We start from the raw sequence: 18,827 nt of genomic DNA, 5'->3' as shown, positions 1-18,827 counted from the left end.
GTGCCCTGAAACTTCTCCCGCATGGCGGATAAATACAGGGGAGGTGCTCCGGTTCCCGAATTATCGAATGATTTCGGGAACGCGGACACCTGTGCAGGAAGCATCACCTATTGATCGAGGAACGAGCGCATCTTGCGGCTGCGGCTCGGGTGCTTGAGCTTGCGCAGCGCCTTGGCTTCGATCTGGCGAATACGTTCGCGGGTCACCGAGAACTGCTGGCCGACTTCCTCAAGCGTGTGATCGGTATTCATGCCGATGCCGAAGCGCATGCGCAGCACGCGTTCTTCGCGCGGGGTCAGGCTGGCGAGGACGCGGGTGACCGTTTCCTTGAGGTTCGCCTGGATCGCGGCATCCACGGGGATGATCGCATTCTTGTCCTCGATGAAATCGCCGAGATGCGAATCCTCCTCGTCGCCGATCGGCGTCTCGAGGCTGATCGGCTCCTTCGCGATCTTCATCACCTTGCGTACCTTCTCGAGCGGCATGGAGAGTTTCTCCGCCATCTCTTCGGGCGTCGGTTCGCGCCCTTGGTCATGCAGGAACTGGCGGCTGCAGCGGACCAGCTTGTTGATCGTCTCGATCATGTGGACCGGAATGCGGATCGTGCGCGCCTGGTCGGCGATCGAGCGGGTGATCGCCTGCCGGATCCACCACGTCGCATAGGTGCTGAACTTGTAGCCGCGGCGGTATTCGAACTTGTCGACCGCCTTCATCAGGCCGATATTGCCTTCCTGGATGAGATCCAGGAACTGCAGCCCGCGGTTGGTGTATTTCTTGGCGATCGAGATCACGAGGCGCAGGTTCGCCTCGACCATTTCCTTCTTGGCGATACGCGCTTCACGTTCGCCCTTCTGGACCATGTTCACGATGCGGCGGAATTCTTCCAGCGCCATGCCGGTCTGGCTGGCGATGTCCGAAATCTCGGCGCGAATGCGTTCGACGGCTTCGGCTTCCTTCTCGGCGAAGGCTGCCCATTTCTTGTCCTTCTTCGCGCGCTCCTTGAGCCAGCTATCGTCAAGCTCGTTGCCGATATAGGCATCGAGGAAGTCGATCCGCTTGACCTTGTGCCGTTCGGCAAGGCGCAGCATCTGGCCGCCCAACGCGGTCAGGCGGCGATTGAAGGCGTAAAGATTGTCGACCAGGAACTCGATCTTGGTCGCATGGAACTGGACGCTCTCGACCTCGGCAGTGAGCTGCTCGGACAGAGCTTCGTATTTCTTTTCCTTGGCCGCGGTGAAGGTTTCACCCTTGGCCATCAGGTCGACGCGCTCCTTCTGTAGCTTTTCGAACTTGCCGAACAGATCGGTGATGCGGGCGAAACGCTCGATAGCGTCGGGCTTCAGCGCGGCTTCCATCTGAGCAAGGGACATGGTGTTGTCCTCTTCCTCTTCGTCGTCGCTCTTGGATGACCCTTCCTCGCCCTCTTCGCCGTCCTCGTCCGAATCGTCTTCATCGTCGTCGCGGATCGTCGGGCCAGCGGTTTCTTCCGAAATCTCGCCGTCGTCGTCTTCTTCTTCCTCCGCCATTTTCTCGGGCGGGGGTTCCTTCGAAAGCATTGCGTCGAGATCGAGGATTTCGCGCAGCTGCATCTCCTCGGCGTTGAGCGCCTCGGACCACTGGATGATAGCGTGGAAGGTTATTGGGCTCTGGCACAGGCCCATGATCATCATGTCGCGGCCTGCCTCGATGCGTTTGGCGATGGCGATTTCGCCTTCGCGGCTGAGCAGCTCGACCGCGCCCATTTCGCGCAGGTACATGCGCACGGGGTCATCGGTCCGCTCGCCGGTCGCGGTTTTCTTCGCTGCCGGCTTGGCTGCGGCCTTGGTGTCCTTCTTGGCACCCGCGATTTCTTCGACTTCCTCGGCTTCTTCCGCCGCGGCCTCGGCTTCCTCGTCACTCTCGACGATCTGCACGCCCATGTCGGACAGCGCGGACTGGATGTCCTCGATCTGGTCGGAACTCATTTCGCCCTGCGGCAATGCGTCGTTGAGTTCGTCGTAAGTGACGTAGCCCTTGCGCTTCGCCTTGGTGATGAGCTTCTTGATCGAGGCCTCATTGAGATCGATCAGGGGAGCGTCGCCATCGTCCTTGGTCTTCGACTTGGTGGCCATGAGGTTGTTCAGTCCAGTCCGTTTATTCCCGCGGGCCGCGCACCCGTGGGGATCATGATTCCGATTCGTCGGCCGCAGCCGCCTTCTTGCGTCCGAAACGCTTCAACCGCTCGTTAAGGGCCAGCAACCGCTCACGCAATCGGGCCTGATCGGCGATGGAGCCTTCCGGGTCGCGTTCGAACCGCGCTGTAGCCTCCGCCAAAGCGGATTCCAGCGCCGGCCTTTCGACCAGCAGCGACACGGCTTCGGCCAGATCCTCGCGCGCATCACCCGGGTCGGTGCCTTCATCGAGGAAGGCGAAGGAAGTTTTTTCCGGTGGGGCGGGAAGGCCTCTTTCGAGCGATATGGTCGATTGCGCCGACAAATCAAGCGTCTCGGCCGCTTCGAGCAACGAATCGATGGCCGGGCCGACATTTTGGTCACGCCGGGCAAGTTCGGCCAGCGCGTCTTCGTGCGGCAGGATCTGGTCGGGGAAGCGGACCAGTCCGGCAATTACCGCGCGGGTCAGGGCGTCGCGGGCGCCGCCCTGCATGGCGCGGGTTAACCGGTCGCGCGCCTCGTCCGACAGTGTCGGTGCCGGGCTGCGAAACCCACCCTTCTTCCATTCGCCACGGGGCTTGAATTCGCGCGGCGGCCGCGGGGGAAAGGCGAAACGGGAAAAGCGTTCGAGCAGTTCGCGCTTGTACAAGGCGCGGATATCGGGGTGCTGGATGGCCTCGACATGGTCGAGCAACCGCGCCTTCAGCCCCGCCTTGTCTTCGGGCGAATTGAGCGGTGCCGCGGCTTTTTCGAACTCCCACAGCGTGTCGAGCAGCGAAGCGGCATTCGCCAACGCTTCTTCCATCGCCGCGAGGCCGTTTTCGCGGATCAGGTCATCGGGATCCTTGCCCGCGGGCAGGCGCACGATGGCCAGCGAATGCGCCGGGCGGAGCATGGGCAGGGCACGCGATATGGCGCGCATCGCGGCGCGCTGGCCCGCATTGTCGCCGTCGAAGCAAAGGGTAGGCCGTTCGACCTGCCGCCACAGCAATTCGAGCTGGTTCTCGGTCAGCGCGGTGCCAAGCGGCGCGACCGCTTCGTCGATCCCGGCGTTCGCGAGCGCGATCGCGTCCATATAGCCTTCGACCACGATCATCCGTCCGCTCTGGCGCGCGGCGGGGGCGGCGCGGTGCAGATTGTAGAGCGTGCGGCCCTTGTCGAACAGCGGCGTGTCGGGGCTGTTGAGGTATTTGGGCGCGTTGGGATTGGCATCGCTGTCGAGGATTCGCCCACCGAACGCGATGACACGCCCGCGCGTATCGTGGATCGGCAGCATCAGCCGGCCGCGGAAACGGTCGTAGGGATCCTTGCCCTCGACCTCGATCCGCATTCCAGCCTCGAGCAGCATGGGTTCCTCGAACCGCTCGAGCGCCCGCTTGAGTGCCTGGCGGTCGGTAGGCGCGTAGCCGAAGCCGAATTCGCGGATCGTCGCCTCGGAGAAGCCCCGACGGCCCAGATAGGCACGCGCCTGCGCACCCTCGGCACTGCGCAAATTGCCCTCGAACCATTGCTGCGCCGCGCCGGTCACATCGTGCAGGCTCGCGCGCTTCTCGGCGCGTTGCGCCGCGCGTGGATCGGGGGCGGGGACTTCCATGCCCGCTTCGGCCGCCAGTTCCTTCACCGCGTCCATGAAGGGCATGCCGCGCTGGTCGGTCAGCCAGCGGATGGCATCGCCATGCGCTTCGCAGCCGAAGCAATGGTAGAAGCCCTTCTCGTCATTGACGTAGAAGCTCGGCGTCTTCTCGTTGTGGAAAGGACAGCAGACCTTGAACTCGCGCCCTGCCTTGGTCAGCCGCAGGGTACGACCGATCACAGCGGACAGCGTGGTCCGCATGCGCAATTCGTCGAGCCATTGGGGAGACAGAGCCATGAGGCTGCGGACCTTACCCGCCCCGGCCATGATCGGCTAGCGCTGCGTCGTGCGCTCTACGGGCTTATCCTCAGGCGGGAAGGGGCCGCTCGCTTCGATCTGCGCTCCGTCGATCTCGAAGACAAAAGCTCGCGCCGGGCCCTGCGGCGGGGTGGTCGATTGCCACCACAGCGTAACCGTCTTGCCGGGCTGCCAGCCGGTGCCGCGGACCACGCGCCAGATCAGTGCGCCATTGTCGTTGACGATCGAAATCGCGTCGGGATCGCCCAGCGCATCGGCGGCTTCGTCGGTGGAGAAGCCGATCGCCTGGTTGAAGCCGGTCGCCTTGCGCGTGGTGCGGAACAGCGTCGGCGGCGCTTCGGTCGCGGTTTCCGGCGCTTCGGTGGTCTCTGCCGCCCCGCTTTCGGCCAGCGTGATGCGATGGACGTAGGTATAGGTCGTGTCGCCAGGCAATTCAGCGGGATTGCAGCTCTCGAGGCCTGCAGGGCAGGCGACATAACTCACCAGCGTCCCGACCTGGCGATTGTTTGCGCTGAGCACCGTCTCGACCTCGTCCCCCTGCGGCCCCTCGATCCGCGCGCCGAGCGTGGACAGATCGAGGTTCGCGCCCACCAGCGTCCGCGGGGTCGCGACCGTGGGTGTCGGCGATGGGGCAGGTTCGGGCTCGCCTTGCCCGCAAGAGGCGAGCATGGGGCACAGGAGCGCGAGAAGGGTGAGGCGTGAAGCCATGCGTGCGCTCAGCCCTCCGCGCCGGCGAGCTTCGGCGCAACGCAGGCATTGGTCTTATCGTTCGCCGCACCCGGATAGGGTCCGGAACCGGTCGCCTGCGTGTAATTGGCATCGATCGCATAGGCCTGCGCCGGACTCGCGGGTGCGACGGTCGACTGCCACCAGAAGGTGATCGGTTCCGCCTGATCCCACTGGTCGCCGCCATCGCCTGCGGACACGGTCCACACCAGTGCGCCGTCATCGCAAGTGACCACGACATCGGCCTTGGCGCCGATCGCAGCCATCGCCTCGTCCTTCGAATAGCCGACCGCACCCGTAAAACCGGTGGCGGGGCGCGTCATGCGGAATGCCGTTGCACGCTCGACATCGGAGGAATCATTGCCTGCGCCGCTGCCGCTGCCCGCTTCGTTGTCTTCACCGGGATAGACGACATGAACATAGGTATAGATCGTGCCCTGAGGCGCGGTTGCCGGATCGCACGGGTCCATTCCTGCGGGGCAGGCAACGAAACTGCGCAGGTCGGCGAAATTGCCTTCCGCATTCGCCAGCGCGCTCTCCACCTCTTCACCCTGCGGCCCGACGATCTTGGCACCGAGCTGAAGGTCGAGAAAATCGCCGGCCTCGAAATTCCGCGCCAGCGCTTCGGCTGCGCCATCGCTTTGCGCGCTTTCGAGGTCGGTGGGCGGTTCGTCCGCGCCGCCGCCGCAAGCGGCAAGCGCAAAAAGAAGGGGGAGGGCGACGATTGTCCGGTTCATGAAAGCGCTTCCTTTACCAGCCCGCTGGCCTTGCTCATGTCCAGAGTAGCGCCGTGCCGGGCTTTCAGTTCCCCCATCACGCGGCCCATGTCCTTCATGCCCTCCGCGCCGAGGTCGGTCTTGATTTGCGCGATGGCAGCGCGGGTTTCTTCCTCGCTCATCTGCTTGGGCAGGAATTCCTCGATCACCGCGAGTTCGCTCTTTTCCTTTTCGGCGAGCTCGGTGCGGCCACCGTCCTCGTACATCTCGATCGATTCGCGACGCTGCTTGGCCATCTTGAGCAGGACGTCGGTGACGAGTTCGTCGTCCTCGGGCTTTGTGTCTGCGGTGCGCAGCTCAATGTCGCGATCCTTGATCTTGGCCCCGATCAGGCGCAGCGCGGCGGTGCGTTCCTTGTCCTTGGCCTTCATGGCGGTGACGGTTTCGGACTGAATCTGGTCGCGGAGCATGCTGCCTCTTTACGCTAAGCTGTGGATGGGTTGCCCCTCCTGTAGAACAAGCTGGCGCAAAGCCAAGTGTTCCGCTTGACGGGACTCGCACACGTCTCTAGCGGCTGAGGCTTAGCAACATCGCCGGAAACCACTTTACTCGGAGCGCCCATGGCCCTGTCCGCATCTTCGCACGCGCAACCCTCTGGCGCGACGGGAGTCCTCGTGCTGGGTGACGGCACCGTCATCTGGGGCAAGGGCTTCGGTGCCACCGGCAGCGCGGTGGGCGAAGTCTGCTTCAACACCGCGATGACCGGCTATCAGGAAGTGATGACCGATCCGTCCTACGACAGCCAGATCGTCACCTTCACCTTCCCGCATATCGGCAATGTTGGCGCGAACGAGGAAGACCACGAAAGCCGCGGCCTCGGCGCGGTCGGCTGCGTGGTGCGGCAGGAGGTGACCCCGCATTCGAACTTCCGAGCGCAGAACGAATTCGTCGAATGGATGAAGGACCATGGCAAGATCGGCCTGTCGGGCATCGATACCCGCGCGCTGACCCGCCGCATCCGCATGTCGGGCGCACCCAATGCGGTGATAGCGCACAGCCCGCGCGGCGAATTCGACCTTCCGGCACTGAAGGCACAGGCCGCCGAATGGAGCGGGCTCGAAGGGCTCGACCTTGTCCCCGGCGTGACCCGCAACGCCAATGAAGACTGGACCGGCGGCCATTGGCAACTGGGCTTCGGCTATGGCGAAGGCAAGGCCACCAAGCCGCATGTCGTTGCGATCGACTATGGCGCGAAGGACAACATCTTCCGCAACCTCGTGCAGGCGGGGGCGAAGGTCACCGTCGTGCCCGCGCGTACCACGCTCGACGAAGTGCTCGCGCTGGAGCCCGATGGCGTGTTCCTGTCGAACGGGCCCGGCGACCCGGCGGCGACGGGCGAATATGCGGTGCCGGTGATCAAGGGCCTGCTCGAACGCGACGTGCCGCTGTTCGGCATCTGCCTCGGCCACCAGATGCTCGGCCTCGCGGCAGGGGCGAAGACCGCCAAGATGTTCCAGGGCCACCGCGGCGCCAACCACCCCGTCCAGCGTGTCGGGGAAGGGTGGGGCGAGAGCACCGGCCTCGTCGAGATCACCAGCATGAACCATGGCTTCGCGGTCGATGGCGAGACTTTGCCCGATGGGGTGGAGCAAACCCACGTCTCGCTGTTCGACGGCACCAATTGCGGGATCGCGATCACGGGCAAGCGGGCGTTCGGGGTGCAGTATCATCCGGAGGCGAGCCCCGGCCCGCAGGACAGCTTCTACCTGTTCGAGAAATTCGTGGGGATGTTGGGGTGAATATCATCCCAAAGCTCTCCACTCGCGAAAAGGCGATATTTCTCGCCATCTACGAAAGCGATCTCAGCCAAGAACCTCACTTCGTCTATCCGCTTCCGCCAATTCGGGAACAGTTGAACCTACTCAATTCTGGGAAACGATTTTCTCTCGAAGAGCTCGAAGCTGCAGCGAAACACTTTGAACAATTACGACTAGGCGGGTTTTATCCGCAGAAACAAGAATCAGCAGAACGGGTTTACCCCAGTCGGTTTCAGATTTCGCCGCGCGGGCTGAACGTTGCAGGCGCTATGCTCGACGAAAAACAAAAATCACTCGGCGACCGTATCACGGGCTGGCGTTGGTGGATACCTATCGCTGGTTTGGCAAGTACAGCAGCAGCCCTTTTGGCTCTTTTATAGAGGCTAATAATGCCCAAACGCACTGACATCTCCTCGATCCTCGTTATCGGCGCCGGGCCGATCATCATCGGCCAGGCTTGCGAGTTCGACTATTCCGGCACGCAGGCGATCAAGGCGCTGAAGGAGGAGGGCTACCGGGTCATCCTGGTCAACTCCAACCCCGCCACGATCATGACCGATCCGGAAATGGCCGATGCGACCTATATCGAGCCGATCACGCCCGAGATCGTCGCCAAGATCATCGAAAAGGAACGCCCCGACGCGGTGCTGCCGACGATGGGCGGGCAGACCGCGCTAAACTGCGCGCTCGCGCTGTTCGGCGATGGCACGCTGGACAAGTACGGCGTCAAGATGATCGGCGCGGATGCCGATGCCATCGACAAGGCCGAGAATCGCCAGCGTTTCCGCGAGGCGATGGACAAGATCGGCCTCGAAAGCGCGCGCAGCGGCGTGGCGAACACGGTGGACGAAGCCTATGCGGTGCTCGAACGCACCGGCCTGCCGTCGATCATCCGCCCCAGCTTCACGCTGGGCGGCACGGGCGGCGGCATCGCCTACAACAAGGCCGAGTTCGAACGCATCGTGCGCGAAGGGCTCGACGCCTCGCCCACCACCGAAGTCCTGATCGAGGAATCGCTCCTCGGTTGGAAGGAATACGAGATGGAGGTGGTGCGCGACCGCAAGGACAATTGCATCATCATCTGCTCGATCGAGAATGTCGATCCGATGGGTGTGCATACGGGCGATTCGATCACCGTCGCGCCCGCGCTGACGCTGACCGACAAGGAATACCAGATCATGCGCACCGCCAGCATCGAGGTGCTGCGCGAGATCGGTGTCGAAACCGGCGGCTCGAACGTCCAGTTCGCGGTCAATCCGGCCGATGGCCGCCTGATCGTGATCGAGATGAACCCGCGCGTGTCGCGGTCTTCCGCGCTGGCATCGAAGGCCACCGGCTTCCCCATCGCACGCGTCGCTGCCAAGCTGGCGGTGGGATACACGCTCGACGAAATCCAGAACGAGATCACCGGCGCGACCCCGGCCAGCTTCGAACCGACGATCGACTATGTCGTCACCAAGATCCCGCGCTTCGCGTTCGAAAAGTTCAAGGGATCGAAAAACGAGCTGTCGACCGCGATGAAATCGGTCGGCGAGGTCATGGCGATAGGTCGCTGCTTCGCCGAATCGATGCAGAAGGCGCTGCGCGGGCTCGAAACCGGGCTCGACGGGTTCAACCGCATCACCGAATTCGAAGGCGTCAGCCGCGAGGTGATCACTGCCTCGCTGTCCAAGCGTACGCCCGACCGCATCCTCAAGATCGCGCAGGCCTTCCGCGAGGATTTCACGGTCGAGGAGATCGCGCGGATCACCGGTTTCGACCCGTGGTTCCTCCGTCAGATCGAAGCGATCATCTACGAAGAGAAGATGATCGCGCATAACGGCCTGCCCAATACGGCGGACGAAATGCGCCGACTGAAGGCGATGGGCTTCTCCGACAAGCGGCTCGCCACGCTGGCGGTCCGCTCGGTCGGCGTGGCCGGCGGGCTCGGCGAAACGCAGGCCAAGCGTTCGGGGCTGCTGCATGACGCGCTGCGCGCCATGGCGGGCGCCACCAGCGAGCAGGAAGTGCGCGACCTGCGCCGCAAGCTGGGCGTCTATCCGGTCTACAAGCGGATCGACAGCTGCGCCGCCGAATTCGAAGCGATCACGCCCTATATGTACTCAACCTACGAAGCGCCCAGCTTCGGCGAGGCCGAGGACGAGGCAATGCCGTCCGATCGCAAGAAGATCGTCATCCTGGGTGGCGGGCCCAACCGCATCGGGCAGGGCATCGAGTTCGACTATTGCTGCGTCCACGCCTGTTTCGCGCTAGCGGAAGCCGGGTTCGAAACGATCATGGTCAATTGCAATCCGGAAACAGTCTCGACCGATTACGACACCTCCGACCGCCTCTATTTCGAGCCGCTCACCGAAGAAGACGTGCTCGAGATCATGCGCGTCGAAATGTCGAAGGGCGAGGTCGTCGGGACCATCGTCCAGTTCGGCGGGCAGACCCCGCTCAAGCTGGCCGCGGCGCTCGAACGCGAAGGCATTCCGATCCTCGGCACTTCGCCCGATGCGATCGACCTTGCCGAAGACCGCGAACGCTTCGCCAAGCTGGTCAACAAGCTCAAGCTGATGCAGCCGATGAACGGCATCGCCAAGAGCCGCGACGAGGCCGCCGCGGTCGCCGCGCGGATCGGCTATCCCGTGCTGCTGCGCCCGAGCTACGTGCTCGGCGGGCGCGCGATGGAAATCGTCGACAGCGAAGCGCAGCTCGATGATTACATCGCCACTGCAGTGAACGTGTCGGGCGACAGCCCGGTGCTGGTCGACCAGTATCTGCGCGATGCGGTGGAATGCGACGTCGATGTGGTCGCCGACGGTTTCGAAGTGCGCATCGCGGGTGTGATGCAGCATATCGAGGAAGCCGGCGTGCATTCGGGCGACAGTGCCTGCACATTGCCGCCTTACAGTCTGCCGGCGGACATCATCACCGAAATGGAACGCCAGGCCACTGAACTGGCCAAGGCGCTCAAGGTCCGCGGCCTGATGAACGTCCAGTTCGCGGTCAAGGACGGCGATGTCTATCTGATCGAAGTGAACCCGCGCGCCAGCCGCACGGTGCCCTTCGTCGCCAAGGCCATCGGTCAGCCGATCGCCAAGGTCGCCGCGCGCGTCATGGCGGGCGAGGGGCTGCACACTTTCGAGCCCTTCGATCTCAACCCCGACCACATGGCGGTGAAGGAAGCGGTCTTCCCCTTCGCGCGCTTCCCCGGTTCGGATCCGGTGCTTTCGCCCGAGATGAAATCGACCGGCGAAGTAATGGGGATCGACCGCGGTTTCGCTGCGGCCTTCCTCAAGTCGCAGCTCGGTGCAGGCATGAAGCCGCCGCAATCGGGCACGCTGTTCGTTTCGGTGAAGGACACCGACAAGCCGCTGATCGTGCCCGCCGTGCAGACGCTGCTCGACAAGGGCTTCCGCGTGATCGCCACTGGCGGGACGCAGACCTATCTTGCCGAACAGGGGCTTGCGGTCGAGCCGGTCAACAAGGTGGCCGAGGGACGCCCGCATATCGTCGATGCGATCATCGATGGCGACGTGCAGCTGATCTTCAACACCACCGAGGGCTGGCAGTCGCTGCTCGACAGCAAGTCGATCCGCGAGGCGGCACTCGAGAAGAAGCTGCCTTACTACACCACCGCTGCGGCATGCCTCGCGGTGGCGCAGGCGATCGCGGAGGTTTCATCCGAGCAGCTTGAAGTGCGTTCGTTGCAAGACTATTATAGCTGACGAAGAACACGCGTATCCCTCCCGAAATTCGAACCGGACAGGTTCCGCATGCCGCGGGCCGGGGTCGAATTGTCCGGGAGCGGAGCTGTAACAGGAAGGAACGAGCCCATGGAAAAAGTGCCGATGCTGGCCGAGGGCTATGAAAAGCTGACTGCGGATCTCAAGGCGCTGCGCGCCGAACGCCCGTTGATCGTCGATGCGATCGAGGAAGCGCGTGCGCATGGCGATCTCTCGGAGAACGCCGAATACCATGCAGCCAAGGAACGCCAGGGCCAGGTAGAGGCGCAGATCGCCGAGATCGAGGACAAGGTCACCCGTGCGCAGATCATCGATCCGTCGACCCTGTCGGGCGATCGCGTGATTTTCGGCGCCACAGTGACGCTGCTCGACGAGGACGACAAGCCGATCAAGTACCAGATCGTCGGCCAGACCGAGGCTGATGCGTCGAAGGGACGGATCAGCTACAACTCGCCCATCGGCCGTGCGCTGATCGGCAAGCAGCTCGAGGAAGAGGTCGAAGTGACGGTCCCCTCGGGCGATAAGTTCTACCTGATCGACAAGATCGAATTCATCTGATCACGCACCCGCTTCTGCGCGATGCAGGGGCGGGTCAAAGCGGCTTCTCCATCGCCCAGTTGTGGATCGGAACATCGCGGTCCTCATGCGCGATGGCGAATTCGCGCCTGTGCGTGACAGCATATCCGGTGCGCTCGAAGGCGGGGCGGGCGAGGTCGCTTGCCTCAGTGTAAAGGCGGGTGATCCCGTGATCGCGCGCATGCATTTCGATCATAGCGAGCAATTGAGCTGTCAGCCCGCGCCGCGTGTGGTCGGGATGCGCGTAGAGATGATCGATATGACCGTCGGCTTCGAAGAGGACGTAAGCCACCGGGCTGTCATCTTGGTCCGCGGCGACGAAAATCACGTCACCCGTGCGGATACGTTCGCGGTACCGCCCTGCGCCCGGATGGCGGGCGGCCCAGGCGGCGACCTGGTCCGGTGAATAGGCGTGGGGGCCGATCGCGCGGATTGCCTCTTCGAGGATCCGCGCGAGGGCTTCGGCATCTGTGTCGCGATATGGCCTGATCGAATAGGCCACGAAGCGATCAGGCGCTCGGGTCGAGCAGCTTGTGTAGGTGGACGATCACGTATTTCATTTCGGCATCGTCGACCGTACGCTGTGCGTTCGAACGCCATGCGTCGACTGCGGTTTCATAGGTGCTGTAGACGCCGGCGACGTGCAGGCTCTCGGGATCGGCAAAAGTGACGCTGCGCGGATCGGTTACGCGGCCGCCCATGACGAGGTAGAGCGTCTGCTTGCTCTCTTTTTCTTCCATGACTGTTTCTTTCTCGATGGGGAGGGAGGAATCGCTGCGGCACATAGCGAAAGCGGCGCGACAGGCAAGCCCATCGCGCCGCTACGGCATCCTGCGGGAATGTAATCAGTGCTTGATGCGCGTGCGCATTGCGCGAAAGGCACGGTTGCCCTTGCGCCCCGCCTTGCGGCCCGAAGCGCGCAGCGCGTCACCCGCGACGTCGAACTTGTACGAGGCATCACGGCGTAGCCCACGCGCGGTTGTGGCGGCGTTGTCGCCGAAATCCTCGATGCGGTCACCCGCATACTGCGCACCGTCGAGCACGCCATCGACCATGCGGGCCCCATAGGCGAGCGCCGCATCGGCGGCGAGCGTGGCGAAAGCCCCGCCTCGACGGCCGAGGCGACGGCCGCGACGCGTCATCGCGCCAATCGCGATGCCCGCAACAAGTACGCCGCCCACAACCGCGAGCGGATGCTTCTTGGTGAATTCGATCGCGCCGTCGGCTACTTCCTTGGCTTGAGCGCCCAGGCTGCGTTCCTCATTGCGTTTCTCGCCCTCTTCGATCCGAGCGCGCAACTGGTCGCGCTTCTGTTCGTCGGTGAGCTTGCTGTCTGCGCTGATCGGCGTGACATTGTTTTCGGCGGCTTCGGCCATGGATATTTCCTCCGGAATTGGTGTTCATCGATCCAACGGACCGCCTGCGGCTAATGTTCCGCGGCTTCGTCCGACGGTTCGGTGCGTTCATCGTCCTGCTCGATACCCAGCCCGACCATGTCGAGAATGGGATTGCGCGCGAACCAGACAACCAGTGCGGCGAACACCGCCGCGACTGCGCCCTTGTTGCTATTGGCAACGTCGAGCGCCTCGTCATAAAGCTCGCCAGCGTTCTCGCGTAGCCTGAACAGCGCGCGTTTCGCCATGCCCTTGTTGGCAAAGTCGGCCTTGATGTGCTCGACATCGGCCTCGACCAGAGCGCGGGCGGAATCGCGCAGGTGCTTGTCTTCGAGCATGCGCAGACGGCGATCGGTCATTCGCTGTCTCCGCTGTCGAAAGTCTCGCGAATATCGTCCAGTCGTCCCTTGAGCAGCCAGACGAAAACGCCTGCTGCGGCCAGCAGGACGAGGGTTACGATTGCCGTCGCGCCCCACGCGCCGACCAAGGGAACAAGCGAAAGCACTGCGCCGACGGTGAGTGCGATCAGCGCAAGATGCAGAACCCCGAAGGCGCCCATCGCAAAGCCGATGGCACCCTTCAGGCGGTTGCTGACGTAGCCCGCTCGGCTCTTCTGGTAGCGCAGCTCGGCTTCCGCATAAGTCTTGCCATCGGCGAAAAGCGCGAGCGCATCGTCGATGACCGAGTGGGTAGGCGAATTGCTGCCGCCTACCTCATCGACGGGGTCGTGGTGGTCGGGCAGATCGAGCGGACCAGTGTAGTCCTCGGCCCGCTCGGGTTCATCGTCGCGCATGCAATCCCCCGGTGTCGCGCGGCTTAGCGCGAGCCGCGGAACAGGCGCGAGAGCATGAAGCCCACGACTGCCGCGATACCGATCGCCTTGCCGGGGCTCCGGCGCACGAATTCGCGGCCGTCCTCGACCAGATCATCGACGCTCTTCTCGTCGAGCTGCTTGGCGTACCCGTCGAGCGATTGCGAGGCGCTGCGGGCGTAATCGCCATATTTCGCACCAAGCTTTTCGTCGACCTGATGTGCGTTCTCGTTGACGAGCTTGCTCAGCGACCGCAGGCCTTCCCCGGCCTTCACCTTGCCTTCCGTGGCAAGCTCGCGGCCCTTGACCTTGGCTTCTTCGCCATAAGCGCGTGCTTCACCTACCCAATCATCGCCCTTGCCCTTGGCCTGTTCGCGATAGGCGGCAGCGCGGTCGCGACCTTCGGCCTTCAGCGCCGCGGCACCAGCCTTTGCTTCCTCGAGCGCGGCGTTGAACCGCGACTTGGCTTCGGTGCGGTTGTCTGCGGTCTTGGCGTTATCGGTCATGGAAGCGGTCTCCTTCGCTGCGCCCTTAGTTGCCGTGCCCTTGCGCGGCGTCTTGGCGGATGTGGTTTTCTTCGCGGCGGTCTTCTTTGCCGGCGCCTTGCGCTTCTTGGGCGCGTTGTCGGTCTGTGTCTCTGCCATGGTGGTCGTCCTTGCCCTCACTAGCTTTTCGTTCGGCGAATTCGCCTTCCATGTTGCAACGCAACTTGCGCCCCAATGTTCCGACGCATAGAGCGCAACGGACTCCCCATCTGGGGGTGTTTTAGCCGTTTACAACACCTTTGCCCGGAGCGCCAGCACCCATGACCGCGATCATCGACATCCACGCACGCGAAATTCTTGATTCGCGAGGCAATCCCACGGTCGAAGTCGACGTCCTTCTCGACGACGGGAGTTTCGGCCGTGCAGCTGTGCCAAGCGGTGCCTCGACCGGGGCGCATGAAGCGGTAGAACTGCGCGACGGCGACAAGGGACGGTATCTGGGCAAGGGCGTGATCAACGCCGTGAATGCGGTGAACACCGAGATCCGCGACATGCTGGTCGGGGCATTCGACGCCGAAGACCAGCGGGATATCGATCTGTCGATGATCGCGCTCGACGGCACGCCGAACAAGGGCCGGATCGGTGCGAATGCGATCCTCGGCACCAGCATGGCGGTTGCCAAGGCGGCCGCGAATGCGCGCGGCCTCCCGCTCTACAGCTATATCGGCGGTGTTTCGGCGCATGTCCTGCCCGTGCCGATGATGAACATCATCAATGGCGGCGAGCACGCGGACAACCCGATCGATATCCAGGAATTCATGGTCATGCCGGTCGGGGCGGACAGCGTTGCCGAAGCGGTCCGCTGGGGCGCCGAAGTCTTTCACACGTTGAAGAAGAAGCTGCACGAGAAGGGCCTCGCGACCGCGGTCGGCGACGAGGGCGGCTTCGCCCCGGATCTCGCCAGCACGCGCGATGCACTCGACTTCATCATGGCTTCAATCGAACAGGCGGGCTTCAAGCCGGGCGAAGATATCGCGCTCGCGCTCGACTGTGCCTCCACCGAGTTCTTCACGAACGGCAAATACGAGATCTCGGGAGAGAAACTCTCGCTCGACGGTGCAGGGATGGCTGAATATCTCGACAAGCTGTGCCGCGATTATCCGATCCGCTCGATTGAGGATGGCATGGCAGAAGACGACTTCGAAGGCTGGAAGGCACTGACCGACCGGGTCGGCAAGAACGTCCAGCTGGTAGGTGACGACCTGTTCGTGACCAATCCCGAGCGCCTGAGCGACGGGATCGCGCAGGGGCTCGCAAACTCGCTGCTGGTCAAGGTCAACCAGATCGGCACGCTGTCCGAAACGCTCGACGCGGTGAGCATTGCCAATCGCGCGGGCTATACCGCGGTGATGTCGCACCGTTCGGGCGAGACCGAAGATGCGACGATTGCCGATCTCGCGGTCGCCACGAACTGCGGGCAGATCAAGACCGGCAGCCTCGCGCGCTCGGACCGGCTTGCCAAATACAACCAGCTCATCCGGATCGAAGAGGAGCTGGGTGGCAGCGCCGTCTATGCCGGGCGCGGCTGTTTCGGGCGCATCGGCGCCTGATCCGCAGCCGGTGCGAATACGCCCGTAGGGCCGCTAGTTGCGGTTCTTCGGGTGGAACCAGTATTGGTATACGCCCCAGGCGTTGATGAGCAGCAGTACGCCGTTCATCGCCGCAAGCGGGAGCGCGTCTTCGGTAAGGCCGATATAGATCCACAGCGCCGATACAGCGCAAAAGAGAACGAAGCCCCAGGCAGTCGCCCTGCGCCCCATGTCGAAAGCGATCATCGATGCGGCCAGTACCGTACCGATCGAAGTAATCCATTCGAGCGTACCGTTCATTGGTGTTCCCCTTGCATGATTGTCAGGACGCTCGGCGCTCGCTAGCGTTCCGGCAAATGCTTCTTGTGGGAGGGGGGCTTGGCAGATTTTCCGGCACATCCGGATGAGGTGAGCGCTGCGTGGCTCGGTGCGCAGATCGGCGCGCAGGTCGACGATCTTCGCTGGGAACCCATCGGGACCGGGCAGGTGGGCGACAGCGTCCGCTTTCATCTTACGGGTGGGGATGTCCCGCCGACGCTCGCCGGGAAATTCGCTGCGGCGGATGCAGCCAGCCGCGGGACTGCCGCGATTTTCGGCCTGTATCGCAAGGAAGTCGAATTTTACCGGCAGATAGCTCCGCTGGTCGATTGCCGCGTCCCGCGCGTATATTTCGCCGAGGTCGATGAGAGCGGCGCAAGTTTCATCCTGCTGTTCGAGGATATGGGGCCCGCGCGGCAGGGGGACCAGATCTCGGGCTGCGCGCTCGCCGACGCCCGTGCTGCGATAAGGCAGGCGGCAGCGCTTCATGCACCAAGCTGGCAGCGGCGCGATCTGCTTGAAGCCGAGTGGATAGCCCCTCCGGCCGACCTGCGTGAACGGCTCGGCGCGATGTATCCGCAGGCGCAGGCCATCTTCCACGAACGCTACGCCGAACTGCTCGAACCGGAATATATGACGCTGTGTCATCAACTGGCGGAAGCCAGTGCTTCCTGGTTCGGTCGCGAAGCCGAACCGCAATGCATCGTCCACGGCGACTTCCGGCTCGACAACATGCTGTTCGATATTCGCGGCGGCAGCGAACCGATCGCGGTGCTCGACTGGCAGACCGTCGCGACCGGGCGGCCGATGACCGATGTGGGCTATTTCCTCGGTTGCGGCGTAGGCGAAGCCTTGTGGCGCGATCATGAAGAGGATCTGCTCGCCCTGTGGCTTGGAGAAATGGCCGCACGTGGCGTGTCGCTGTCGCGCGACGAGATCGAGCAGGACTATCGGCTCGGCATCCTGCACGGCGTTTCTACGGCGGTGTTCAGCGCCGCGTTCGTCGAACGGACCATACGCGGTGACGCGAATTTCCTGTCGATGGCGCGTGGCGCCTGTTCGCTGGCGCTTGCCCGCGAAAGTATCGAAGCGCTGAAGGAGGCGATCTGATGGTTTTGAGCCGCGGGGATGATTACCCGATCCACCAGGCCCCGGAGCCGGTTGCCTATGCCGGCACCGACCGCAATTTCTACGACCGTTACTTCTTCAACGGTTATGCCCCCGATGGCAGCGGCTTCTTTGCCGCGGCACTGGGGATCTACCCGCATCTCGACATCATCGACGCGCATTTCACCGTGGTCCGCAAGGGTGTGCAGCATTGCATCCATGCCAGTGCCGAATTGCGGATGGAGCGCATGGCCATGGCGGTAGGACCGTTCTCGGTCGAGATCGTCGAGCCTCTCAATGTGCTGCGGCTGCGCCTCGAACCGTTCGATGGCATGGCGGCGGATATTACCTTCACCGGTCGGGCTTTTCCGATCGAGGAACCGCGTTTCACCCATCGGATCGGGCCGCGCGCCTTCATGGACTACACGCGGCTGACGCAGAACGGCCGCTATACGGGCTGGATCGAGGTGGATGGCGACAGGCAGGACCTCGCCGAGGGTTCGCTGGGCACGCGAGACCGAAGCTGGGGTATCCGCCCGATCGGCGCACGCGATCCGCAACCGATGCCGGGTGCGCCATTACCGGGGTTCTTCTGGCAATGGACGCCGATCAACTTTCCCGCGGGAAGCCTGTTCTTTCATGTCAACAACGACGAACAGGGCGAGGCGTGGAACACGCGCGCGGCCTGGGCGGGCGAGGGCGCCTTGCCGAGCGAGGTCGAGGAGGGTCACGGCAGCATGCGCACCCGGCTCGAGCCGGGTACGCGGTGGCCCGCGGGCGGTACGCTGTCGCTCGCGCTACGCGGAGCTCCCGAACAGGTGACCTTCGAACCGCTCGGGCGCTTCCAGATGCGCGGTCTCGGCTACACCAGCCCCGAATGGGGGCATGGCATGTATCACGGCCCGCTCAAGGTAGAGCGCGAGGATATCGACCTCGAGGAGCTCGATCCGCTCGCACCCGAGAACCTGCATGTACAGGTCCCGGTGCGCGTGACGGGCAGCGATGGTAGCGCGGGGATCGGCGTGTTCGAGCAGCTGATTATCGGGCGTTTCGCGCCGCTCGGCCTGAAGGAGTTGCTCGACGGAGCGCGTTAGCGGACGAACCGATCCTGCAGTTTCAGCAGCGCCAACGCGGCCTGCGCCGCTTCACCGCCCTTGTTCTTCTGCGCCGGATCCGCGCGGACCAGCGCCTGATCCTCGTTTTCTACTGTAAGGATGCCATTGCCGATGGCCATGCCATCCATCGTCAACGCCATGATGCCGCGCGCGCTTTCGCCGGCGACGATTTCGAAATGGTAGGTCTCGCCGCGGATGACGACTCCGATGGCGACATAACCGTCGTAAAGGGCGCTTTCGGACGCGAGCGCGATCGCGCCGGGAATTTCCAGCGCACCGGGTACGGTGAGCACCTCCACCTCATGCCCCGCGCCTTCGAGCGCGGCGCGTGCCCCGGCAATCAGCTGGTCATTAAGATGATCGTAGAAACGGGCTTCGACGATGAGAAAACGGGCCATGGA

Annotated in this window: 20 protein-coding genes; 7 read left to right on the top strand and 13 right to left on the bottom strand. The window is 63.4% G+C overall.

Annotated elements, in window-relative coordinates:
* Window positions 1-107: 107 nt before the first annotated feature.
* From rpoD to FHS69_RS03035, 5 genes are read right to left on the bottom strand one after another with little or no spacing between them, the layout of a single operon-like run.
* Window positions 108-2,111, bottom strand: a complete 2,004-nt coding sequence (gene rpoD / locus FHS69_RS03055; RefSeq protein WP_067466930.1) for an RNA polymerase sigma factor RpoD — start codon at window positions 2,109-2,111, stop codon at window positions 108-110.
* 52 nt (window positions 2,112-2,163) lie between these two features.
* A complete protein-coding gene (gene dnaG, locus FHS69_RS03050) occupies window positions 2,164-4,050 on the bottom strand; it encodes a DNA primase (protein ID WP_243844510.1) in 1,887 nt (628 codons plus the stop codon).
* A gap of 6 nt (window positions 4,051-4,056) precedes the next feature.
* Window positions 4,057-4,749 carry a hypothetical protein gene (locus FHS69_RS03045; protein WP_166776451.1) on the bottom strand — a complete coding sequence of 231 codons (693 nt, stop codon included), beginning with the start codon at window positions 4,747-4,749 and terminating at the stop codon, window positions 4,057-4,059.
* 8 nt (window positions 4,750-4,757) lie between these two features.
* Window positions 4,758-5,504: a hypothetical protein gene (locus tag FHS69_RS03040; protein WP_166776449.1), complete on the bottom strand. Its 747-nt coding sequence runs from the start codon at window positions 5,502-5,504 to the stop codon at window positions 4,758-4,760.
* Entirely contained in the window at window positions 5,501-5,953 is a 453-nt protein-coding gene (locus FHS69_RS03035; RefSeq protein WP_166776447.1) for a GatB/YqeY domain-containing protein, read from the bottom strand. The genes FHS69_RS03040 and FHS69_RS03035 overlap by 4 nt, the downstream gene beginning before the upstream one ends.
* A gap of 150 nt (window positions 5,954-6,103) precedes the next feature.
* On the opposite strand from FHS69_RS03035, the gene carA reads away from it, so the two are divergent.
* From carA to greA, 4 genes are all read left to right on the top strand, one after another.
* Window positions 6,104-7,282, top strand: coding sequence for a glutamine-hydrolyzing carbamoyl-phosphate synthase small subunit (gene carA, locus FHS69_RS03030; RefSeq protein ID WP_166776445.1), 1,179 nt, complete (start codon window positions 6,104-6,106; stop codon window positions 7,280-7,282).
* Window positions 7,279-7,680, top strand: a complete 402-nt coding sequence (locus FHS69_RS03025; RefSeq protein ID WP_166776443.1) for a hypothetical protein — start codon at window positions 7,279-7,281, stop codon at window positions 7,678-7,680. Before carA ends, FHS69_RS03025 begins: the two co-directional genes overlap by 4 nt.
* Before the next feature lie 9 nt (window positions 7,681-7,689).
* The gene (gene carB, locus FHS69_RS03020) at window positions 7,690-11,013 is read left to right on the top strand and encodes a carbamoyl-phosphate synthase large subunit (protein WP_166776441.1); all 3,324 of its coding nucleotides are present in this window, start codon (window positions 7,690-7,692) and stop codon (window positions 11,011-11,013) included.
* Between the two features lie 108 nt (window positions 11,014-11,121).
* Entirely contained in the window at window positions 11,122-11,589 is a 468-nt protein-coding gene (gene greA, locus FHS69_RS03015; protein ID WP_067671226.1) for a transcription elongation factor GreA, read from the top strand.
* A 34-nt stretch (window positions 11,590-11,623) separates the two neighbouring features.
* Here greA and FHS69_RS03010 read toward each other — a convergent pair whose 3' ends face one another.
* The 6 genes from FHS69_RS03010 to FHS69_RS02985 form a co-directional block, all read right to left on the bottom strand.
* Window positions 11,624-12,109 carry a GNAT family N-acetyltransferase gene (locus FHS69_RS03010; RefSeq protein WP_166776439.1) on the bottom strand — a complete coding sequence of 162 codons (486 nt, stop codon included), beginning with the start codon at window positions 12,107-12,109 and terminating at the stop codon, window positions 11,624-11,626.
* A 7-nt stretch (window positions 12,110-12,116) separates the two neighbouring features.
* On the bottom strand, window positions 12,117-12,347 hold the full coding sequence (locus FHS69_RS03005) for a DUF4170 domain-containing protein (RefSeq protein ID WP_067467676.1): 231 nt from the start codon (window positions 12,345-12,347) through the stop codon (window positions 12,117-12,119).
* 105 nt (window positions 12,348-12,452) lie between these two features.
* On the bottom strand, window positions 12,453-12,983 hold the full coding sequence (locus FHS69_RS03000) for a hypothetical protein (RefSeq protein WP_166776437.1): 531 nt from the start codon (window positions 12,981-12,983) through the stop codon (window positions 12,453-12,455).
* A 50-nt stretch (window positions 12,984-13,033) separates the two neighbouring features.
* Entirely contained in the window at window positions 13,034-13,360 is a 327-nt protein-coding gene (locus FHS69_RS02995; protein ID WP_166776435.1) for a hypothetical protein, read from the bottom strand.
* On the bottom strand, window positions 13,357-13,794 hold the full coding sequence (locus FHS69_RS02990) for a phage holin family protein (RefSeq protein WP_082834499.1): 438 nt from the start codon (window positions 13,792-13,794) through the stop codon (window positions 13,357-13,359). Before FHS69_RS02990 ends, FHS69_RS02995 begins: the two co-directional genes overlap by 4 nt.
* A gap of 23 nt (window positions 13,795-13,817) precedes the next feature.
* Entirely contained in the window at window positions 13,818-14,456 is a 639-nt protein-coding gene (locus FHS69_RS02985) for a hypothetical protein (protein WP_172603171.1), read from the bottom strand.
* Window positions 14,457-14,617: 161 nt separating this feature from the next.
* On the opposite strand from FHS69_RS02985, the gene eno reads away from it, so the two are divergent.
* Window positions 14,618-15,907, top strand: a complete 1,290-nt coding sequence (eno, locus tag FHS69_RS02980) for a phosphopyruvate hydratase (RefSeq protein WP_166776433.1) — start codon at window positions 14,618-14,620, stop codon at window positions 15,905-15,907.
* A 33-nt stretch (window positions 15,908-15,940) separates the two neighbouring features.
* Here eno and FHS69_RS02975 read toward each other — a convergent pair whose 3' ends face one another.
* Window positions 15,941-16,186 carry a hypothetical protein gene (locus FHS69_RS02975; RefSeq protein ID WP_067671234.1) on the bottom strand — a complete coding sequence of 82 codons (246 nt, stop codon included), beginning with the start codon at window positions 16,184-16,186 and terminating at the stop codon, window positions 15,941-15,943.
* Window positions 16,187-16,264: 78 nt separating this feature from the next.
* On the opposite strand from FHS69_RS02975, the gene FHS69_RS02970 reads away from it, so the two are divergent.
* Together FHS69_RS02970 and FHS69_RS02965 are read left to right on the top strand one after the other, a co-directional pair.
* A complete protein-coding gene (locus FHS69_RS02970) occupies window positions 16,265-17,314 on the top strand; it encodes a phosphotransferase family protein (RefSeq protein ID WP_166776431.1) in 1,050 nt (349 codons plus the stop codon).
* Window positions 17,314-18,405 (top strand): Rv3169 family protein, encoded by a 1,092-nt coding sequence (locus FHS69_RS02965; RefSeq protein WP_166776429.1) that lies wholly within the window; start codon window positions 17,314-17,316, stop codon window positions 18,403-18,405. Before FHS69_RS02970 ends, FHS69_RS02965 begins: the two co-directional genes overlap by 1 nt.
* Here FHS69_RS02965 and ribH read toward each other — a convergent pair.
* Complete coding sequence (ribH, locus tag FHS69_RS02960; RefSeq protein WP_166776428.1) at window positions 18,402-18,824, bottom strand: 6,7-dimethyl-8-ribityllumazine synthase; 423 nt, start codon at window positions 18,822-18,824, stop codon at window positions 18,402-18,404. The two genes, FHS69_RS02965 and ribH, sit on opposite strands and share 4 nt — an antisense overlap.
* Window positions 18,825-18,827: the final 3 nt, after the last annotated feature.

The organism is Qipengyuania flava, from assembly GCF_011762005.1.
Taxonomy (GTDB): domain Bacteria; phylum Pseudomonadota; class Alphaproteobacteria; order Sphingomonadales; family Sphingomonadaceae; genus Qipengyuania; species Qipengyuania flava.
This window is presented reverse-complemented; position numbering and strand designations above follow the sequence as displayed.